Consider the following 19,871-nt stretch of genomic DNA (forward strand, 5'->3'; position numbering starts at 1 on the left):
GGCCTTTGATAATCCGAGGTAAGCAGTTTGTCAGTTCATATAATGGTGTTTGATTCTGGTATAGGTGGGACAACCGTACTTGAACAGATCCAAGCACTGATCCCAGATGCTGATTATAGCTATTTTATGGATAATGCTTTATTGCCATATGGCGCGCAAAGCCAGCAAACGATCATAACCCGCCTTTTTGCGCTACTACAGTTTATCGAAATAGAAAAATTACACGTAGATATCCTAGTAATTGCGTGTAACACCGCCTCTACATCTGCATTAGAAACTATTCGCCCGTATACAAATATAGAAGTAGTTGGTGTTGTGCCTGCGATAAAGCCAGCAAGCGCTTTAAGCAATAGCAAACATATTGGTTTGTTGGCAACGCCATCGACGACCAAGAGCCACTATACTGCAAACTTAATTAGTACTTATAGCCAAGGCACTCAAGTCAGTTTATATGGTTCAACTGAGCTGGTGGAAATAGCAGAAACACTGTTTCATACGCAGACACTCAATAAAGAAAAACTTGAAAAAGAATTGTGTGGTCTAGCTATCGCAGAAGATATAGATGTATTGGTACTTGGCTGTACACACTTTCCATTATTAGCAAATGCGATTAATGACTATTATAAACAACGGATCTTACTTATAGATTCAGGCAAAGCGATTGCTAATCGCGTTAAAAGTTTAATTGAACTTCGGGGATACACAGTAACCGGAGATAAAAAAAAGCCGCTGCACTTTTATGCAACGGCTCCTATTTGTCACTCGCAATTAAACGTTGAGCTGATTACGCTGACTGATCAGATCCCTCACGGAAGCTATTAGTCTCGTTCTCTTGTTTTTGTTTTGCTTCACGTACTTTTAAAGTACGCTGTTGGAATTCGCTATCATTTAATTGATTGATTGCGTTTTCAGCATCTGCTTCAGCCATTTCCACAAATCCAAAGCCACGACGTTTACCTGTGTTTTTATCTTTTAGTAAGCGTACGTTGAAAACTTTGCCTTGTTCTTCAAATAAAGCACGAATAACACCTTCATTAGCACGATAAGGTAGGTTGCCAACATAAAGAGTTTTTGTTTTTACTTCGGCCTCCTCACTTGACGTTGATGAAAGCGCAGCAATAACTAAAGCACCAATTAATAAGCCTGCACCAAATAGCAATGCTGGGTCTAACGCTAAGCTTGCAAATGCAAACTTAACAACTACAAACCCCAAAACAGCAAGAATAACGGAGAAAAGAAAAGATTTTTGATCGGGTAATTTCATTTTGATCTACCAATAAACAAGAAATAAACATTAATTTAACATTGTGAACTTGCTATCTTAACGAGTTAAATGAACATAGCAATGAAATTTGCATGAAATTATGAATATTGGCATAAAAAACAGCCATAATAGCGACCGTTTTTGCTATTTTCGGTAATTTTAGTTCGCTTTTTGAGCGAACAGTAAAAAGATCGAAAAAAAGTGTTGAACTGTTTTTGGATCTCCCTATAATGCGACCCCACTGACACGGCGGGCAGCAACGAAAGACGCTGAACAACGTAGCAGAGAGTTAAGTGAAACTTCGGTTTCAAATTATCGAAAGAAAGTTTGAAATTAAGTGTTGACTCGAAAAATTAAGGATGTATTATACGCATCCCTAGCGACAACGTCGCAACGTTCTTTAACAATATAAAGCAATCATCTGTGTGGGCACTCGTACAGATTGAGTTCTAACAGCAGATTCTAGTTCGCTAGATGACGCAAACAAATTTAGAGTCTCAATTGAACTGAGTGACCAACGGAAACAAGTTTACTTGTTTCAGCACAGTCAATTCGATTCGAAAGAATCAAAATTCAGAATTCATTGAGCATGTCCTTCGGGGCAGAAAAAACTTTTAATTGAAGAGTTTGATCATGGCTCAGATTGAACGCTGGCGGCAGGCCTAACACATGCAAGTCGAGCGGAAACGAAGAGGTGCTTGCACCTCTGGCGTCGAGCGGCGGACGGGTGAGTAATGCTTGGGAATATGCCTTATGGTGGGGGACAACAGTTGGAAACGACTGCTAATACCGCATGATGTCTACGGACCAAAGTGGGGGACCTTCGGGCCTCACGCCATAAGATTAGCCCAAGTGGGATTAGCTAGTTGGTGAGGTAATGGCTCACCAAGGCAACGATCCCTAGCTGGTTTGAGAGGATGATCAGCCACACTGGGACTGAGACACGGCCCAGACTCCTACGGGAGGCAGCAGTGGGGAATATTGCACAATGGGCGCAAGCCTGATGCAGCCATGCCGCGTGTGTGAAGAAGGCCTTCGGGTTGTAAAGCACTTTCAGTAAGGAGGAAAGGTTAAGTGTTAATAGCACTTAGCTGTGACGTTACTTACAGAAGAAGCACCGGCTAACTCCGTGCCAGCAGCCGCGGTAATACGGAGGGTGCGAGCGTTAATCGGAATTACTGGGCGTAAAGCGTACGCAGGCGGTTTGTTAAGCGAGATGTGAAAGCCCCGGGCTCAACCTGGGAACTGCATTTCGAACTGGCAAACTAGAGTGTGATAGAGGGTGGTAGAATTTCAGGTGTAGCGGTGAAATGCGTAGAGATCTGAAGGAATACCGATGGCGAAGGCAGCCACCTGGGTCAACACTGACGCTCATGTACGAAAGCGTGGGGAGCAAACAGGATTAGATACCCTGGTAGTCCACGCCGTAAACGATGTCTACTAGAAGCTCGGGTCTTCGGACTTGTTTTTCAAAGCTAACGCATTAAGTAGACCGCCTGGGGAGTACGGCCGCAAGGTTAAAACTCAAATGAATTGACGGGGGCCCGCACAAGCGGTGGAGCATGTGGTTTAATTCGATGCAACGCGAAGAACCTTACCTACACTTGACATACAGAGAACTTACCAGAGATGGTTTGGTGCCTTCGGGAACTCTGATACAGGTGCTGCATGGCTGTCGTCAGCTCGTGTTGTGAGATGTTGGGTTAAGTCCCGCAACGAGCGCAACCCCTATCCTTAGTTGCCAGCGATTCGGTCGGGAACTCTAAGGAGACTGCCGGTGATAAACCGGAGGAAGGTGGGGACGACGTCAAGTCATCATGGCCCTTACGTGTAGGGCTACACACGTGCTACAATGGCGCATACAGAGTGCTGCGAACCTGCGAGGGTAAGCGAATCACTTAAAGTGCGTCGTAGTCCGGATTGGAGTCTGCAACTCGACTCCATGAAGTCGGAATCGCTAGTAATCGCATATCAGAATGATGCGGTGAATACGTTCCCGGGCCTTGTACACACCGCCCGTCACACCATGGGAGTGGGTTGCTCCAGAAGTGGATAGTCTAACCTTCGGGAGGACGTTCACCACGGAGTGATTCATGACTGGGGTGAAGTCGTAACAAGGTAGCCCTAGGGGAACCTGGGGCTGGATCACCTCCTTATACGATTTAGAACTTATTTGTTCGTAGTGTCCACACAGATGATTGTTGATTGTAAAGAGAACAACACTTATTGTTTGGGTCTGTAGCTCAGTTGGTTAGAGCGCACCCCTGATAAGGGTGAGGTCGGTAGTTCAAATCTACTCAGACCCACCACTTCTTTGAAGTGGAAACTAAACAGTAAGTACCAGCATATGTGGGGCTATAGCTCAGCTGGGAGAGCGCCTGCCTTGCACGCAGGAGGTCAGCAGTTCGATCCTGCTTAGCTCCACCACTTTTACTCCTTAAAAATAAACATTCTTAATCAGGTAATAAACTGCTTGAGAATAGAGTGTGTTTAATTTTGAGAAGTTTATTCTCTTGCTCTTTAAAAATTTGGAAAGCTGATATTAAAATTCTTATAGATACTTGTATCTATAAAGAGTTTTCAAAAGTAAAAATATGCCATTAATCGAAAGATTAATTGGTATCTACTTTAGTATTCTCATCATTATTTGATGAATTAACTTCTGGCGAAGTTAACAGCTGTCACTAACAAAGACCCGTTTGGGTTGTATGGTTAAGTGACTAAGCGTACACGGTGGATGCCTTGGCAGTTGGAGGCGATGAAGGACGTATTAACTTGCGATAAGCCTAGTCAAGCTAGTAAAAAGCGCTTGAGACTAGGATTTCCGAATGGGGAAACCCACCTGCTTGCAGGTATCGTTAACTGAATACATAGGTTAACGAGGCGAACGCGGAGAACTGAAACATCTAAGTACCCGTAGGAACAGAAATCAACCGAGATTCCGGAAGTAGCGGCGAGCGAAACCGGACCAGCCCTTAAGCTTATTATGTGTTAGTGAAACATTCTGGAAAGTTTGACGATACAGGGTGATAGTCCCGTACACGAAAATGCATCTTAAGTGAAATCGAGTAGGTCGGAGCACGTGAAACTTTGACTGAATATAGGTGGACCATCATCTAAGGCTAAATACTCCCAACTGACCGATAGTGAACCAGTACCGTGAGGGAAAGGCGAAAAGAACCCCTGTGAGGGGAGTGAAATAGAACCTGAAACCGTGTACGTACAAGCAGTAGGAGCCCTTCGAGGGTGACTGCGTACCTTTTGTATAATGGGTCAGCGACTTATATTTTGTAGCGAGGTTAACCGATTAGGGTAGCCGTAGTGAAAGCGAGCGTTAACTGCGCGTTTAGTTGCAAGGTATAGACCCGAAACCCGGTGATCTAGCCATGGGCAGGTTGAAGGTTGAGTAACATCAACTGGAGGACCGAACCCACTAACGTTGAAAAGTTAGGGGATGACCTGTGGCTAGGAGTGAAAGGCTAATCAAACCGGGAGATAGCTGGTTCTCCCCGAAATCTATTTAGGTAGAGCCTCGGACGAATACTTACGGGGGTAGAGCACTGTTAAGGCTAGGGGGTCATCCCGACTTACCAACCCTTTGCAAACTCCGAATACCGTAAAGTACTATCCGGGAGACACACGGCGGGTGCTAACGTCCGTCGTGAAGAGGGAAACAACCCAGACCGCCAGCTAAGGTCCCAAAGTCATAGTTAAGTGGGAAACGATGTGGAAAGGCCCAGACAGCCAGGAGGTTGGCTTAGAAGCAGCCATCCTTTAAAGAAAGCGTAATAGCTCACTGGTCGAGTCGGTCTGCGCGGAAGATGTAACGGGGCTAAACTATGCACCGAAGCTGCGGATTCAAACTTTGTTTGAGTGGTAGGGGAGCGTTCTGTAAGCCGTTGAAGGTGTACCGGGAGGTATGCTGGAGGTATCAGAAGTGCGAATGCTGACATGAGTAACGATAATGCGGGTGAAAAACCCGCACGCCGGAAGACCAAGGGTTCCTATCCCATGTTAATCAGGGTAGGGTAAGTCGACCCCTAAGGCGAGGCCGAAAGGCGTAGTCGATGGGAAACGGGTTAATATTCCCGTACTTGGTATAATTGCGATGGGGGGACGGAGCAGGCTAAACAAGCATGGCGTTGGTTGTCCATGTGAAAGTGAGTAGGTTGAGAGTTTAGGAAAATCCGGACTCTTAAGACTGAGACACGAGACGAGCACCTAAGGGTGTGAAGTTGTTGATGCCATACTTCCAGGAAAAGCCTCTAAGCTTCAGATTATACCGAATCGTACCCCAAACCGACACAGGTGGTCAGGTAGAGAATACTAAGGCGCTTGAGAGAACTCGGGTGAAGGAACTAGGCAAAATCGTACCGTAACTTCGGGAGAAGGTACGCTCCTATCTGTGATGAGACTTGCTCTCTAAGCGGACGGGAGCCGCAGTGACCAGGTGGCTGGGACTGTTTATTAAAAACACAGCACTGTGCAAAATCGCAAGATGACGTATACGGTGTGACACCTGCCCGGTGCCGGAAGGTTAATTGATGGGGTTAGTTTTCGGACGAAGCTCTTGATCGAAGCCCCGGTAAACGGCGGCCGTAACTATAACGGTCCTAAGGTAGCGAAATTCCTTGTCGGGTAAGTTCCGACCTGCACGAATGGTGTAACCATGGCCACGCTGTCTCCACCCGAGACTCAGTGAAATTGAAATCGCAGTGAAGATGCTGTGTACCCGCGGCTAGACGGAAAGACCCCGTGAACCTTTACTACAGCTTGGCACTGAACATTGAACCTACATGTGTAGGATAGGTGGGAGGCTTTGAAGCAGAGACGCTAGTCTTTGTGGAGCCGTCCTTGAAATACCACCCTTGTAGTTTTGATGTTCTAACGTTGGTCCCTAATCGGGATTACGGACAGTGCCTGGTGGGTAGTTTGACTGGGGCGGTCTCCTCCCAAAGAGTAACGGAGGAGCACGAAGGTTGGCTAAGTACGGTCGGACATCGTACGGTTAGTGTAATGGTAGAAGCCAGCTTAACTGCGAGACAGACACGTCGAGCAGGTACGAAAGTAGGTCATAGTGATCCGGTGGTTCTGAATGGAAGGGCCATCGCTCAACGGATAAAAGGTACTCCGGGGATAACAGGCTGATACCGCCCAAGAGTTCATATCGACGGCGGTGTTTGGCACCTCGATGTCGGCTCATCACATCCTGGGGCTGAAGTCGGTCCCAAGGGTATGGCTGTTCGCCATTTAAAGTGGTACGCGAGCTGGGTTTAGAACGTCGTGAGACAGTTCGGTCCCTATCTGCCGTGGGCGTTTGAGAATTGAGAGGGGTTGCTCCTAGTACGAGAGGACCGGAGTGAACGAACCGCTGGTGTTCGGGTTGTCATGCCAATGGCACTGCCCGGTAGCTACGTTCGGAACTGATAAGCGCTGAAAGCATCTAAGCGCGAAGCAGGCCTCGAGATGAGTTCTCACTAGACTTTTAAAGTCTCTGAAGGGCCGTTGAAGACTACAACGTTGATAGGCAGGATGTGGAAGTGGTGCGAGCCATTAAGCTAACCTGTACTAATTACCCGTGAGGCTTAACCATACAACGCCAAACGCGTTTTGTGACAGCGTAACAGACAGAAGTTAAGAAACTAAAGTAGACATTTACTTGATATCAGAATTCCGAATTTTAGTTGATTGCTAAGGCGATTAACGACCCAAATTTGCTTGGTGACAATAGCGTTTTGGACCCACCTGATCCCATGCCGAACTCAGTAGTGAAACGAAACAGCGCCGATGATAGTGTGGCATTTGCCATGTGAAAGTAGGACATTGCCAGGCTCCAAATTAAAGAAAGCCCGATTCGAAAGAGTCGGGCTTTTTTGCGTTTGGAGCTGTCAGCTTTCAGCCGTCAGACGTCAGTTGAAATGTGGGGTTGTATAGTACAGAGACTCCCTCAGCAACAAAACCCTGTAGGAGGCACGTCAATGCCGAGTTCAGCCCATAACTAACACATTCATGGCTAAAGCCATTCCTACAAATACACTCTTTCTAGAACCTAGAACCTAGAACCTAGAACCTAGAACCTAGAACCTAGCAATTCTTAGTGCCTCCGGCGGGATCTTATTGCTTAGGGGAGACTCTGACCAAAACACCTCCACCGAGCCGCTGAACGCTGAAAGCTGATAGCTCTGTGTTGGGTTTCACTTCGCTCTACCCAATCTACCAGACCTTAAAACGTTACCCTTTTTAACTTTACTCTCGAAACTCGCGAACTAAAAAAGCCCAGCAGGCTTCCCTGCTGGGCTTCTTAATGTATAAGCAGTTGTTGACTATTGAATCATGCTGTAAATAAGCGCAAATACAGCAAGAGAGCCAACTGTTAATACGAACAGTGTGCTCAAGCGGTTTCTGTATTTGTGTAAGCTAGGTACCTTATACACGGCAATCATTGGCATGATGAAAAGGATCATGGCAATGATTGGGCCTGATAACTGATCCATCATGTCTAAAATACTTGGGTTGATCACTGAGCAATACCAAATAGCGAAGAACATGATAACAGTGCCAATCTTATCAACGAGTTTAGGGTTCATATGTGCTTGCTTACTAACAAGACCGTTGAAGCTTTCACGGGCACCTAAGAAGTGACCTAAGAATGAAGACGTAATCGCAATAAAGGCAACTAATGGTCCTAAGGTCGCAATAAATGAGTTATCAGTGATATTGGCAAGGAATGACAAGATAGACACGTTATCAGCTTTTGCTTGTACCATTTGTTCAGTAGATAGTGACAGCACACACGAGAATACAAACAGTAAAACAAACACAATTAATAGTAGGCTGGTACGCTTCAGAATTGCTTCTGACTTCATTTTAGCATTGTTGCCGTAGTGAGCACGCTGTACATGCACAAAGCTTGATATTGCAGCTGCATGGCTAAATGAAAATACAATGATAGGTATTGATAACCAAAGTGTTTTCATGAAGCCCGAAAACTCAGGTACAGATACATCTGGCATTTGCCAGCTTGGGATTAAATAAATCGATAAGAAAAACAAAATAGCGACAAGTGGATAAACAAGTATCGAAAAAGCACGTAACATCAATGCTTCGCCACCCAGCATTAAGCTGATCATACCGCCAACGAGTACGCCAGATAACAACACGCGTGGTGGCGACTCCATGCCTAACTGATTAACGATAAAGCTATCAACGGTATTTGTTAGGCCAACACCATAAATAAGTAAGATAGGGAAGATAGAGAGAAAATACAGTAAAGAGATCAAGCGCCCGGCATTTATGCCAAAGTGCTCTTCTACTACATCAGTAAAGTCAGCTTCAGGCTTTTTTGATGATAAAACAAATCGGGCTAAGCCTCTGTGGGCTAAGTAGGTCATCGGAAAAGCAAGGCATGCCATGATAATCAATGGCCAAAATCCGCCGATGCCGATATTAATTGGTAAGAATAAAATCCCAGCACCGACTGCGGTGCCAAATAAACTTAACACCCATTGGGTGTCATGAAGATTCCATTTTGAGTTACTACTTGTTGTCGATGCATCATACGACATAGCATCTTGATGTGTGTTCATTAGCACTCCACTATTAGAATAATAATTGTCGCGCAGCATATAGAAAAGCGACTAAGAATGCATGTTTTAGCGTTGTGTTTAGATAACTATGCTGTAAGGAGAGACTTACAAAGGAAGAGAACTGAGCTCATTTAGAAAAGCCCAGTTGTGGTATTTATTCTGCTGCTGCAAGTGCGCGAGCTTTAATGTCTGCGGCGAATGCTAAACCTTTCTTAAAACGTGCCTCAGCTGCTGTGATTTCGCTTTCATCGCCATTAGCGGCAAGCACCCCTTGTGAAAGCGCTTTATAAAGTGCGCTAATTTGTGCCTCATAGCCGGCTTCAATTGCTTTTTCAACAGTCGTCATGGTTATTCCTTTAATAGATAAGATAGCAAAATACTATAGGAACAAGGACTTATTGGCTAGATAGAAGTGCCTATAAAGTAGGGAATATTAAAGTTTATGGCTCAATGCTGGGTTTCGCTGTGCTCTACCCAGCCTACGATATTTAACGGAAATCTTTAGTTCTGTAAGGCCGATACGACAAAAAACGGATTCAGATATTCTTCTTTACTGTTATACAGTAGTGGGCTGCCATCGAGTTTGCTAACCGTTGCACCTGCTATTTCGGCAATCGCATGACCTGCTCCCGTATCCCACTCACAGGTTGGGCCAAGGCGTGGGTATATATCAGCACTACCTTCGGCAACAAGACAAAGTTTTAGCGAGCTGCCTTTTGAAACCATTTCTACATCTTCAAACTGTTTTACGAATTCTGCTAAATCAGGAGAAGGGTGTGAGCGGCTTCCGACAACACGGATCAGCCCTTTATTTGGCTTACGGGTTACCTTAAGTTCGATACGCTCATCACCTTTATCTTTAAAGGCACCAATTGCTTCAGCAGCAATATACGACACACCTAATGCCGGTGCATCGACAACTGCCAATACTGGTTTACCTTTTTCAATCAAGGCAATATTCACGGTGAACTCGCCATTCTTTTTAATGAACTCTTTGGTGCCATCAATTGGGTCTACTAACCAGTAGCGTTGCCAAGTTTGACGGATATCCCAGCTAATATCAGCGCTTTCTTCACTTAGAATTGGTACATCAGGGGTGAGGTGTTGTAAGCCATTCACAATCACTTTGTGAGCTGCTAGGTCGGCGTCGGTAACTGGGCTTTCATCAGCTTTGTACTCAACATTAAAGTCCTTTTCGTAAATCCCCATTATTGCACTACCTGCTTGGCGTGCGAGGAGTAATATTTCTTCTAGCAGTTCCGTTTGATTCATGACTTAACCTATAATTTGCTGTTGTTTTAAATACGCTACCAGTTCTTGCACCGATTGGTCTAGGGTGTTTTTGCTGGTATCGATTTTAATTTCTGGCGATGCAGGGATTTGGTAGTCTGAGTCTATACCGGTGAAGTGCTTAATTTCACCTGCACGGGCTTTTTTATAAAGCCCTTTAGGGTCGCGGGTTTCACACACTTCAAGCGGGGTATCTAAAAATACCTCAATAAACTCACCATCCTCTACTAAGTTTCTTACCATATCGCGTTCGCTTTGGAACGGCGAAATAAATGCGGTTAATACCACAAGACCGGCATCGACCATCAACTTTGCGGTTTCGCCTACGCGACGAATGTTTTCAACGCGGTCTTCATCAGTAAAGCCAAGATCTTTACACAAGCCATGACGCACATTGTCGCCATCGAGTAGGTAGGTGTGAACGCCTAATTGGTTTAATGCGCTTTCTAGTGCGTTTGCAACAGTGCTTTTACCTGAACCTGAAAAACCAGTGAACCATAGAATGGTTGGCTTATGCTTTTTTTGCTCAATACGCTGTGATTTGCTAATGGCGTAATTATGCCAAACGATATTTTCATCCATTGTCTTTACTCTCGTTATTGAAATGGGAATACCAGTGGTATGAGTGTTAAAACCGTAATCGAGTAAATAATCGATAAAGGTAAGCCCATGGCAATATAATCTTTAAGGCGGTAGTTTCCCGCGCTGTAAACCATCAAGTTAGTTTGATAACCAAATGGCGAAATGAAGCTAGCCGATGCACCAAATGCGACAGCCATAATAAAAGGCAACGGTGATACATCAAAACCAACGGCTAGTGCATACGCTACCGGAAACGAAAGCGCAGCAGCGGCATTATTGGTAATGAGTTCGGTAAACAAAACCGTCATTAAAAATATTGCGATAAATGCCCCGTAGGGCCCAAAGTCACCTAAAACGTATAACATGGCTGATGAAATTTCACCGGCAAGCCCTGTGCCTATCATGAGTTTGGCAAGGCCAATAGCACTACCCACTACTGCGAGTAACTCAATCGGAAAACGACGTTTTACTTCACTTAGCTTGATTGTGCCCGTTAGCATTAAACCGATAAGAAGAACGAGTAGGCCTTTCACTAAGGGAACAAGGCCAATAATACTTAACCCCAATACGGTTGCAAAACTCGCTAACACAATATTTGATTGCTTAGGTTTTAAATGGGTTTGTAAATCAAGACCTGAAATATAAACAAACTCGCGCTTTAAATTGGGTAGCGAGTAAAACTCTTTGCCAGGCGCAAGGATCAATGAGTCACCCGCTTGCAATTGAACTTTACCTAAGCCGCCTTGTAAACGGTCATGGCCGCGACGAATAGCAATAACGGCTGCATGAAACTGCTCACGAAAGCGAACTTCTTTAATTGTTTTACCAATGTATTTTGAAGAATGGCTAACAACAACTTCAACTAGGTGCTCAACGTCTTTCTCATGTTTGTCGTGCACAACTTTTAAGCCATCAAATTGGGTAAGCAGAGGCACTGACTTTATGTCACCTACAAACAGCAGTACGTCACCTTCTTTGATAACTTGTTTTGGTGTAACCGCGCAAATTCGTTTATCACCACGGATTATTTCGGCTAAGAACAAGTCTTTTAATTCACGAAGGCCATTCTCTTCAACACTTTTACCAATTAATTTCGAACCTGTTTCTACTTTACCTTCAAGGTAAAAGGGCACCACTTCTTGGTCGTTTTTACCGTTATCTGGTAAATACTTGAGCATCACCAAAATAGTGATAAGTCCGACGCTCAATGCGCCTAAACCAATCAAGGTAAAATCAAAAAAACCAAGGGGCTCCATTCCTGCTTCAACGGCAAAGCCATTAACAATTAAATTGGTTGAAGTGCCAATCAGCGTAATTGTGCCACCTAAAATGGCGGTATACGATAAAGGTAATAAAAGCTTAGATGGTGAATGGGTCGGGCTTTCTTTTATTGCACTAATCAGTGATGCCACTACCGCAGTATTATTAGTAAATGATGATAAAAAGGCAGTTGATAAACCTAGTTTTGTCACCGAACTTGTCAGGCTGCCTTTCGAAAGAGACTGAGCAAGCTTTTGCACTAGCGTGGTTTTTTCTACAGCTATCGAAACGAGTACAAGTAGAATAAGCGTAATTAAAGAAGGGTTTGCATAGTTAATTAGCATATCTTCAAGACTGATCAGCCCTGCTAAATAACTAATACCAATAGCGCCGACAAATAACCATGCTGGTTTTAGTCGAGTGCCAAAAAGACACCCCACTAATACCAGCATAATGCCTGTTAATACCAGCTGTTGATACATGCTTTTTACTTCCTATAACAGGCGAATAATGATTATTTAAGCTTAGTTATATCAAGCGCTTGCCAATGAGGGAAGTGCTTGCGTACTAAAGCATTAAATTCAACTTCAAAGTCGCTAAAGCTACTTTGCTGCTCTTCAGTGCTAAGTAATTGTTCAATCATACCTGCCGCAACGGTTAAGTTTGATAGGCGATCAATTAAAATAAACGCACCTGTTTCATGGTTGTTGTGGTACTCATCGGCCAAAATTGTTTCAGTAAGCTCTAAGGTTACAATAGCAATTTCGTTAAGTTGTAATGAGTCAGCTTGACCATGCTCAAGGGTATTTACATCAATGGTGTGATCGATCTTTCTAACCACTGCTGAGGTGTTTTTGCTGCCTAACTTAAAGTTGTAGCTTTTACCTAATACTAACGGTGCTTCATGCATCCATACTAATTTAGCTTGAATACGGTTAGTAACAGCCGCTTTTGAAGCTGCTGGCACAATAACATCACCACGACTGATATCAATTTCATCATTTAACGTTAAAGTGATTGCTTGACCTGCTTCAGCCGTATCTAGGTTACCATCGAAAGTCACAATTTCTTTAATGCTTGAGCTTTTACCAGATGGTAAAACTTTTACTGCATCACCAACACTGAACTTGCCAGACGTTAAAGTGCCTTGGAAGCCACGAAAATCTAAGTTAGGGCGCACAACATATTGCACAGGAAGACGTGCTTCAAAACCGCTATCAATTTCAGCCGCTGGTGAGTCTTCAAGTAACTCAAGCAGTGGTTTATCTGTGTAGTAAGGTGTGTGTAGAGAGCGTGTTACTACGTTGTCACCCTTGAGCGCTGACATAGGTACAAACTTGATATTAGTAACATTTAGCTGCTCTGCAAATTTTAGATAATCCGCTTTGATTTTCTCATACACGGTTTCATCGAAATCGACGATATCCATCTTGTTGATTGCAACAACAAACTGCTTAATGCCGAGCGAATCGCAGATAAAGCTATGACGTTTAGTCTGCACTTGTACACCGTAACGAGCGTCGACTAAGATAATCGCCACATCGCTGGTTGATGCGCCGGTAACCATGTTGCGCGTGTACTGCTCATGTCCTGGCGTATCAGCAATGATGAACTTACGTTTTGCTGTTGAAAAGTAACGATAAGCAACGTCAATCGTAATACCTTGCTCACGCTCAGCTTGAAGGCCATCTACAAGTAGTGCTAAATCAAGCTCTTCACCCGCATTACCGACTTTTTCATTGTCTTTATGTAGTGCAGCAAGTTGGTCTTCATAAATTTGATGGCTGTCATGTAAAAGGCGGCCAATCAGGGTCGACTTACCGTCATCTACACTACCACAGGTAAGCATGCGTAAAAGGCTTTTGTCTTGCTGACGCGCAAGGTAGGCGTCGATGCCTAACTCTCTTACTTCATTAATTGTGTCGTTTGTTTTAGACATTAGAAATAGCCCTCACGTTTTTTCTTTTCCATTGAACCCGCAGAGTCATGATCAATCACGCGGCCTTCACGCTCAGAAGAGGTTGAAAGCAGCATCTCTTCAATAATTTCAGTTAAGGTTCCTGCCGTTGATTCCACTGCACCTGTTAGCGGGTAACAACCAAGGGTACGAAAACGGACAGATTTCATTTGTGGTACTTCACCTTCTTCCAATGGCATGCGCTCGTCATCAACCATGATTAGCGTGCCGTTACGCTCTACAACAGGGCGTTCTTTAGCAAGGTAAAGTGGAACCATTTCAATGTTTTCTTGGTAGATATACTGCCAAATATCAAGTTCAGTCCAGTTAGATAATGGAAATACACGAATGCTTTCACCCGGGTTAACTTGGCTGTTGTACGTATTCCAAAGCTCTGGACGTTGGTTTTTTGGATCCCATCTGTGGTGCTTATCACGGAATGAGTAAACACGTTCTTTAGCACGAGATTTCTCTTCGTCACGACGTGCACCACCAAATGCAGCATCGAAGCCGTATTTGTCTAACGCTTGCTTTAAGCCTTGCGTTTTCATGATATCGGTGTGCTTTGCTGAGCCGTGTACAAACGGATTAATATCAATCTCTAACCCTTCAGGGTTTTTGTGGACGATTAAATCAAAACCATACTCTTTAGCTAGACGGTCACGAAACTCAATCATTTCCTTAAATTTCCAGTTGGTATCAACGTGTAAAAGTGGAAATGGAATTTTTGCTGGATAAAACGCTTTACGTGCTAAGTGTAATAACACTGATGAATCTTTACCGATTGAGTAAAGCATCACCGGGTTTTCAAACTCAGCAGCTACTTCGCGCATGATTTTGATACTTTCAGCTTCTAATTGCTGAAGGTGTGTTAAAGCCATTGTTAGTCGTCCTACTAAAATGATTAAAAGTTAAATTAAGCTACGCCAGTGATTGGCTGGGCAAAGCTGCTGGTTTGCTCGGTTTTACCAAACCATGCAAGCTGATGGTGCAATGATGCAACTTCGCCAATAATTAATAAGGCTGGTGAAATAATGCTATGGCGCGAAATCAAATCGGCCAGCTCACCTAATTGCCCTGTAACCACTCGTTGTTCTTTACGTGTGCCGTTTTCGATTATGGCAACGGGGGTGTCTGCACCGCGGCCGTGTTTCAATAATTGTGCTTGAATATGCGGTGATTTAATCACTCCCATATAAATTGCTAATGTCTGATTTGGCTTTGCGAGTGACTGCCAATCTAATTCTTGACCATCTTTTTTACAGTGACCTGTTACAAACTGAATGGCTTGCGCATGATCTCTGTGGGTAAGTGGAATACCAGCATATGCACTACAACCAGCAGCAGCAGTAATACCCGGTACAATTTGGTAACGTACTTGATTAGCGGCTAGCACTTGCACTTCCTCACCACCACGACCATAAATAAACGGGTCGCCACCTTTAATACGGCATACTTTTTTGCCTTGTTTGGCAAAATCGACCAGCATCTGATTAGTATCTTCTTGTGCAACACTATGATCGCCTAAACGTTTACCTACGCAAACTAAGTCGGCATCACGGCGTACTAAATCCATAATTTCATCAGAAACCAAGTAGTCATAAACAACGACGTCGGCTTGTTGCATTAATTGCAGTGCTTTTAGTGTTAATAACTCTGGGTCACCTGGGCCTGCACCAACAACATATACTTCGCCTTCAGGCTCTGGCTTAGCATCTAATAGTTGCTCTAATTGCGCTGAAGCAGCTTCGGTATTACCCGCTTGTACTTTGCTTACCACTGATGAATCAAATACGCCCTCCCAAAATTGGCGACGATCAGCAAAGTGTTTAAAGCGCTGTTTTACTTTATTACGGAAGCTACCTACTAATGTAGCGAGAGGACCAATATGTTGTGGAATAAGTGTTTCTAGTTTTTCACGTAAACGACGTGCTAAAACTGGTGCTGTGCCTGCACTTGAAATCGCAATTGTGATTGGATCACGGTCAACAATTGATGGAAAAATAAAGCTGCACTTAGGTTGGTCATCCACCACGTTAACGAAAATATTGCGCGCATTCGCAAGTTCGAAAACATCTTTGTTAACACTGTCTATATCAGTTGCGGCGATTACCAGCATTTGCTGATCCAGATACTGCTCTTTAAAAGTATCAGAAATCAGGTTTACTTCACCTTGCTTAGCAAGAGCGAGCAGCTCATCGCAAAACTCAGGGGCGACTAGTGTCACATTGGCACGTGCTTTTAAAAACGCACGGCATTTGCGTAACGCGACATCTCCACCGCCGACTACCAGTACTGGTTTGTCGTCTAATTTGGTAAAGATTGGTAAATATTGCACTTTGTTCTCACCCCTAAAACACATCAACGAAACTGCTTATTGCAGGCAAGCAGAATATAGTGCTCTAAAAAAAGTAAAAAATAATTAAAACCAAGTTTATATAACTAAAAGTTATACCCGGTGGTTTGTTTTGGCTTAAGACTTAGTTAACAAGGGATTGCGACGAGTTACAAGTAAATAAGTAGCCTTATGGTGATTAGTTATGATTTATAGCCGAATGATAAAAATTTGCTACTATAGGTCACTAATATGGCAACACAAATATAAGAGCTATGACTAAAATGCAAACAAGCGCTGCCCAAGCGGTGGCACTGATGGACTTAACAACTCTGAACGACAGCGACACAACAGAAACCATTAATAACTTGGTTGCCAGTATTGAGCCAAAGTTAGGTATTCCTGCTGCGGTCTGTGTATATAGCCAGTTTGTAAGCGACGCAAAGCTTGCACTCGCTGAGCGTGAACTACAGCAAGTCAAAGTAGCTACAGTTACTAACTTTCCTAGTGGGGAGCAACCGTTAGAGCAAGTGATAAATGAAACGCTGTTTGCTATTGAGCGCGGAGCTGATGAAATTGATTTAGTGATCCCCTATAAAGCTTTAATTGCAGGTGATGAACGCAAAGTTTCAGAGTATGTCAAAGCGTCAAAAGAGGCATGTAGCAATAAAGCGCAACTCAAAGTGATTATAGAAAGTGGCGAATTAAGCGATGATCTCATCTCAACGGCCACTAAACTGGCAATTGAGGGCGGTGCTGATTTCGTTAAAACCAGTACCGGTAAAGTGGCTGTTAATGCAACTCTAGCTGCAACAGATATCATGTTAAACACCATAAAAGCGAGTGGTAAAAAAATTGGTTTTAAGGCTGCGGGCGGAGTCAGAACAGTCACCGATGCTGCTGAGTATTTAGCCCTCGCTGAATCAATTATGGGTGAAGCGTACTTACAACCCGAGCTATTTCGTTTTGGCGCTTCTGGGTTATTAAAAGATGTGTATGCAACATTAAATGAATCGTGAAAGTGAACGAGAGAAAATAGCGCTCGAGCATGGCGCAGCAAAGCTGTTTTTACGCTGCTACGAAAAGCAGTTTGGCGTAAGTATGCGTAATATTTGGCATAACACACCGAGTAAGCCAGACGTGAGTTGTTATAAAGGTGATGAGCGGCTCGATATTGAAGTCGCCCATTTATATGCCAGTGAAACAGAAGCAATGGCGGTGTTAGGTAGGCCGCTGTCTATCTCAATGCAACGAGATCTCGCTGAAATGGCTTTAGCTCCAAGTAACGAGCGTCTGCACTGTGCTTTGCATCGGTTGTTGGCACAAAAAGCCAAGAAACATTACGAATCTACGCAGCCTTGGTTATTAATTCGAAATGCCAGTACTATATGGCATCTTGATGATTTTAAGTCAGTACTTACTCACCTTGATGTGCCTAAACAACATCCATTTCAACAAATTTGGTTGTTATGTGATTTTTATCGTGGTGAGCTATTACAAATTTTATAATGGAATGAGATAACAAAAAATGAAATTTAAACGTTCAGGGACGCAAACACTTCTATCGAGTGTTTTTCCAAGTTTAGCATTAGCAGGTGTAGTTGCTGTATCGCTCACGGCGTGTACTAACCCTAGTACACCAGCGGGTGAAGAGGGTTACGTATTTGAAAAGCCGCGCGTGTTTGGTGAAGGCGGTTATCAAGGCACTATGATTGGCCCAGCTAACTACGGCATGTCACTTTGGCGTAATCAGGTGATTAATATAGACATGCGCCCGAACACCTATACTGAAGCATTTAAAATCTTAGCTAACGATGACTTAAACATTAGTTTTGATTTTCATGCGGTCATTTCAATAGAAAGCGGCTCTGTCAGAGCGGTGGTTGAACAATACGGTGGCGAAAATTGGTATCCGCGATTTGTTCGTGAAACATTTAGAACTTATGTGCGTGACATAGTCCAGCAATATGATAGCGGTGTGCTAAAAACCAATCGCGAGAAAATAGCTGCAGAAGTAACAGCCCGCTTAAAAGCGTATTTAGAACCAACGCCATTTAAACTCGCTAATGTTGTGGTGGGAAATATTAACTATCCGGCCATCGTTGCTAATGCCGTTGAGAAAAAATTAGCAGCACAACAATTACTTTCTGAAAAAGAAACGCAAAAAGAAATTGCACGAAAAGATGCTGAGATCCGTGTAGAAGAAGCAAAAGGTATTGCACAGGCGCAAAAAATTATTAATGCCACTTTGACGCCAAACTATCTACAACATGAAGCTATTAATGCGCAGTTAAAGATGGCTGAGTCACCTAACCATACAACAGTTTATATTCCTGTTGGTAACAATGGTGTACCACTGGTGAAAGGCACAAACTAAGGTTTTAAACAGCCAGTGCAGGCACTGGCTGTTAGTTTGCTTAGTTAAATTTAAAAATACTGCCAAGGCTTTCTAAACTTGATTTGTTCGTTTTGGCAATACACCCTGAATCATCAAGAGATTTTTTAGTCGTCTCATCCGCAAGGCCTGTCACTTTCAGCTTATTTTCTTGCTGATACTCAGTGAGTGCAATCACCGTTGCTTCATCGTACTCTACGTCTTCTACTTCATATTCTTCGTAGTGAGGCTGCCTTTTTAAATAACCTAAACAAACCAAGTTCAGTCGTGACATGGCTAAGTCTGTTTTTTCGTAGTAAGGCATTCTGTGAGTTGGAACATTAACCGATGCAACTGGCGCTTTAGCTGGTGCTGCAGCTGCGGTTACTTTTAGTGGTGCAGGTGCGGTATGGCCTGCTGCAATGGTGTTATCGCTATTATAGCGATAATAAGTTGTTGGTACTTTTGATTCCAAAAACTCAACGGCTTTGACGATGACTTCACGCAGTGCTTTTTCTTTTGGCGTGTTTGACCAGCTACTTAAGTTACCACCAACGAGTGCACCACCAAAGTTGGTAGCAGCTGATGTAAAGTCAAAATCTTTACTGCCACCCTCAACACTGGTAGCGGCTAAAATACGTGAAGTTCGCGTGTCGATCAAGCGCAAATCTATCGCCATGTGCGAACTTGAAAAACCCGCCGACACTGAGCTAAATACGTCACCGATAAAGCCACCACTGCCTACGCGGGTGCCCGAATTGTCATCATCGAATTCAGTAACAGCGGCAACTACGACAATTTCGGCACCTTCAATTTCACCATAAGCAGCACCTGAAGCTGCACTCACACGGCCTGATACAGCAAGGTCTTGTTCTGATAATACGGCATCAAGTGCTTGTCGTTCTAAGACAATAAAGCGATTGGTGCTAACTAATGCGGTTGTTAGTTGATCAGCCATACCTTCACCAATTTCTTTACGCCACCAACGTGAATCGTTTGATTTGTCAGTAAAGCGGGCAACAGCGATCCGAGCTTTTGGGCCATTGTATTGCTGCTGTGCCACTTCGTTTATATCTGGGCTATTGTTATTGCTTGTGGTGGTCGAAGTACTTTGGCATGCAGTCAGTGCCGCAGCAAGTAACGTAATCGAAATCGCTTTGTGTGTTTTGGTGAGCATATGACTTTCCTTAACTTATATCTCATGCAGTAAATAACGCCGCAAT

The 19,871-nt window shown here is 43.8% G+C and carries 14 protein-coding genes, 2 tRNA genes and 3 rRNA genes; 9 read left to right on the forward strand and 10 right to left on the reverse strand.

The genetic code is table 11. The features are described 5' to 3' along the window. The first annotated feature begins 27 nt into the window (after positions 1 to 27). On the forward strand, positions 28 to 822 hold the full coding sequence (gene murI, locus J8Z25_RS01385) for a glutamate racemase (RefSeq protein WP_130049913.1): 795 nt from the start codon (positions 28 to 30) through the stop codon (positions 820 to 822). On the opposite strand, the gene J8Z25_RS01390 is transcribed toward murI, so the two are convergent. Beyond that, on the reverse strand, positions 785 to 1,264 hold the full coding sequence (locus J8Z25_RS01390; RefSeq protein WP_250661551.1) for an RNA recognition motif domain-containing protein: 480 nt from the start codon (positions 1,262 to 1,264) through the stop codon (positions 785 to 787). The genes murI and J8Z25_RS01390 overlap by 38 nt on opposite strands. 615 nt (positions 1,265 to 1,879) lie before the next feature. On the opposite strand from J8Z25_RS01390, the gene J8Z25_RS01395 reads away from it, so the two are divergent. The 5 genes from J8Z25_RS01395 (at position 1,880) to rrf (ending at position 7,096) form a co-directional block, all read left to right on the forward strand. Next, a 16S ribosomal RNA gene (locus J8Z25_RS01395) occupies positions 1,880 to 3,420 on the forward strand. A gap of 76 nt (positions 3,421 to 3,496) precedes the next feature. Further along, positions 3,497 to 3,573 (forward strand) — tRNA-Ile (locus J8Z25_RS01400). 42 nt (positions 3,574 to 3,615) lie between these two features. Continuing rightward, positions 3,616 to 3,691 (forward strand) — tRNA-Ala (locus tag J8Z25_RS01405). A 283-nt stretch (positions 3,692 to 3,974) separates the two neighbouring features. Continuing rightward, a 23S ribosomal RNA gene (locus tag J8Z25_RS01410) occupies positions 3,975 to 6,857 on the forward strand. A gap of 124 nt (positions 6,858 to 6,981) precedes the next feature. Next, a 5S ribosomal RNA gene (gene rrf, locus J8Z25_RS01415) occupies positions 6,982 to 7,096 on the forward strand. Together the 16S, 23S and 5S rRNA genes with 2 tRNA genes alongside form the textbook arrangement of a ribosomal RNA operon. Before the next feature lie 491 nt (positions 7,097 to 7,587). On the opposite strand, the gene J8Z25_RS01420 is transcribed toward rrf, so the two are convergent. The 8 genes from J8Z25_RS01420 to cysG all read right to left on the reverse strand — a co-directional run bounded on the left by J8Z25_RS01420 (position 7,588) and on the right by cysG (position 16,277). Continuing rightward, entirely contained in the window at positions 7,588 to 8,850 is a 1,263-nt protein-coding gene (locus tag J8Z25_RS01420) for an aromatic amino acid transport family protein (protein WP_250661552.1), read from the reverse strand. Positions 8,851 to 9,004: 154 nt separating this feature from the next. After that, positions 9,005 to 9,196 carry a hypothetical protein gene (locus J8Z25_RS01425; RefSeq protein ID WP_055022144.1) on the reverse strand — a complete coding sequence of 64 codons (192 nt, stop codon included), beginning with the start codon at positions 9,194 to 9,196 and terminating at the stop codon, positions 9,005 to 9,007. A 155-nt stretch (positions 9,197 to 9,351) separates the two neighbouring features. Continuing rightward, complete coding sequence (gene cysQ / locus J8Z25_RS01430; RefSeq protein ID WP_130049910.1) at positions 9,352 to 10,122, reverse strand: 3'(2'),5'-bisphosphate nucleotidase CysQ; 771 nt, start codon at positions 10,120 to 10,122, stop codon at positions 9,352 to 9,354. Between the two features lie 3 nt (positions 10,123 to 10,125). After that, complete coding sequence (cysC, locus tag J8Z25_RS01435) at positions 10,126 to 10,722, reverse strand: adenylyl-sulfate kinase (RefSeq protein WP_250661553.1); 597 nt, start codon at positions 10,720 to 10,722, stop codon at positions 10,126 to 10,128. A 14-nt stretch (positions 10,723 to 10,736) separates the two neighbouring features. Further along, positions 10,737 to 12,464: an SLC13 family permease gene (locus J8Z25_RS01440; protein ID WP_130049908.1), complete on the reverse strand. Its 1,728-nt coding sequence runs from the start codon at positions 12,462 to 12,464 to the stop codon at positions 10,737 to 10,739. Between the two features lie 32 nt (positions 12,465 to 12,496). Next, positions 12,497 to 13,921, reverse strand: coding sequence for a sulfate adenylyltransferase subunit CysN (cysN, locus tag J8Z25_RS01445; protein ID WP_130049907.1), 1,425 nt, complete (start codon positions 13,919 to 13,921; stop codon positions 12,497 to 12,499). After that, the gene (gene cysD / locus J8Z25_RS01450) at positions 13,921 to 14,820 is read right to left on the reverse strand and encodes a sulfate adenylyltransferase subunit CysD (protein ID WP_105173930.1); all 900 of its coding nucleotides are present in this window, start codon (positions 14,818 to 14,820) and stop codon (positions 13,921 to 13,923) included. The genes cysN and cysD overlap by 1 nt, the downstream gene beginning before the upstream one ends. Positions 14,821 to 14,855: 35 nt before the next feature. Beyond that, positions 14,856 to 16,277, reverse strand: coding sequence for a siroheme synthase CysG (gene cysG, locus J8Z25_RS01455; RefSeq protein ID WP_130049906.1), 1,422 nt, complete (start codon positions 16,275 to 16,277; stop codon positions 14,856 to 14,858). 272 nt (positions 16,278 to 16,549) lie between these two features. Between cysG and deoC the strand changes: the two genes are divergently transcribed. Genes deoC through J8Z25_RS01470 form a run of 3 tightly spaced genes read left to right on the forward strand, consistent with a single transcriptional unit; the run spans position 16,550 to position 18,651 of the window. Continuing rightward, a complete protein-coding gene (gene deoC, locus J8Z25_RS01460) occupies positions 16,550 to 17,293 on the forward strand; it encodes a deoxyribose-phosphate aldolase (protein ID WP_250661554.1) in 744 nt (247 codons plus the stop codon). Continuing rightward, a complete protein-coding gene (locus tag J8Z25_RS01465; RefSeq protein WP_250661555.1) occupies positions 17,283 to 17,783 on the forward strand; it encodes a hypothetical protein in 501 nt (166 codons plus the stop codon). Before deoC ends, J8Z25_RS01465 begins: the two co-directional genes overlap by 11 nt. A gap of 19 nt (positions 17,784 to 17,802) precedes the next feature. Next, positions 17,803 to 18,651, forward strand: a complete 849-nt coding sequence (locus tag J8Z25_RS01470; protein WP_250661556.1) for an SPFH domain-containing protein — start codon at positions 17,803 to 17,805, stop codon at positions 18,649 to 18,651. A 40-nt stretch (positions 18,652 to 18,691) separates the two neighbouring features. Here J8Z25_RS01470 and J8Z25_RS01475 read toward each other — a convergent pair whose 3' ends face one another. After that, positions 18,692 to 19,825, reverse strand: coding sequence for a CsgG/HfaB family protein (locus tag J8Z25_RS01475; RefSeq protein WP_167659196.1), 1,134 nt, complete (start codon positions 19,823 to 19,825; stop codon positions 18,692 to 18,694). Positions 19,826 to 19,871 lie beyond the last annotated feature (46 nt).

This window comes from Pseudoalteromonas sp. SCSIO 43101 (assembly GCF_023650775.1).
Taxonomy (GTDB): Bacteria; Pseudomonadota; Gammaproteobacteria; order Enterobacterales; family Alteromonadaceae; genus Pseudoalteromonas; species Pseudoalteromonas apostichopi.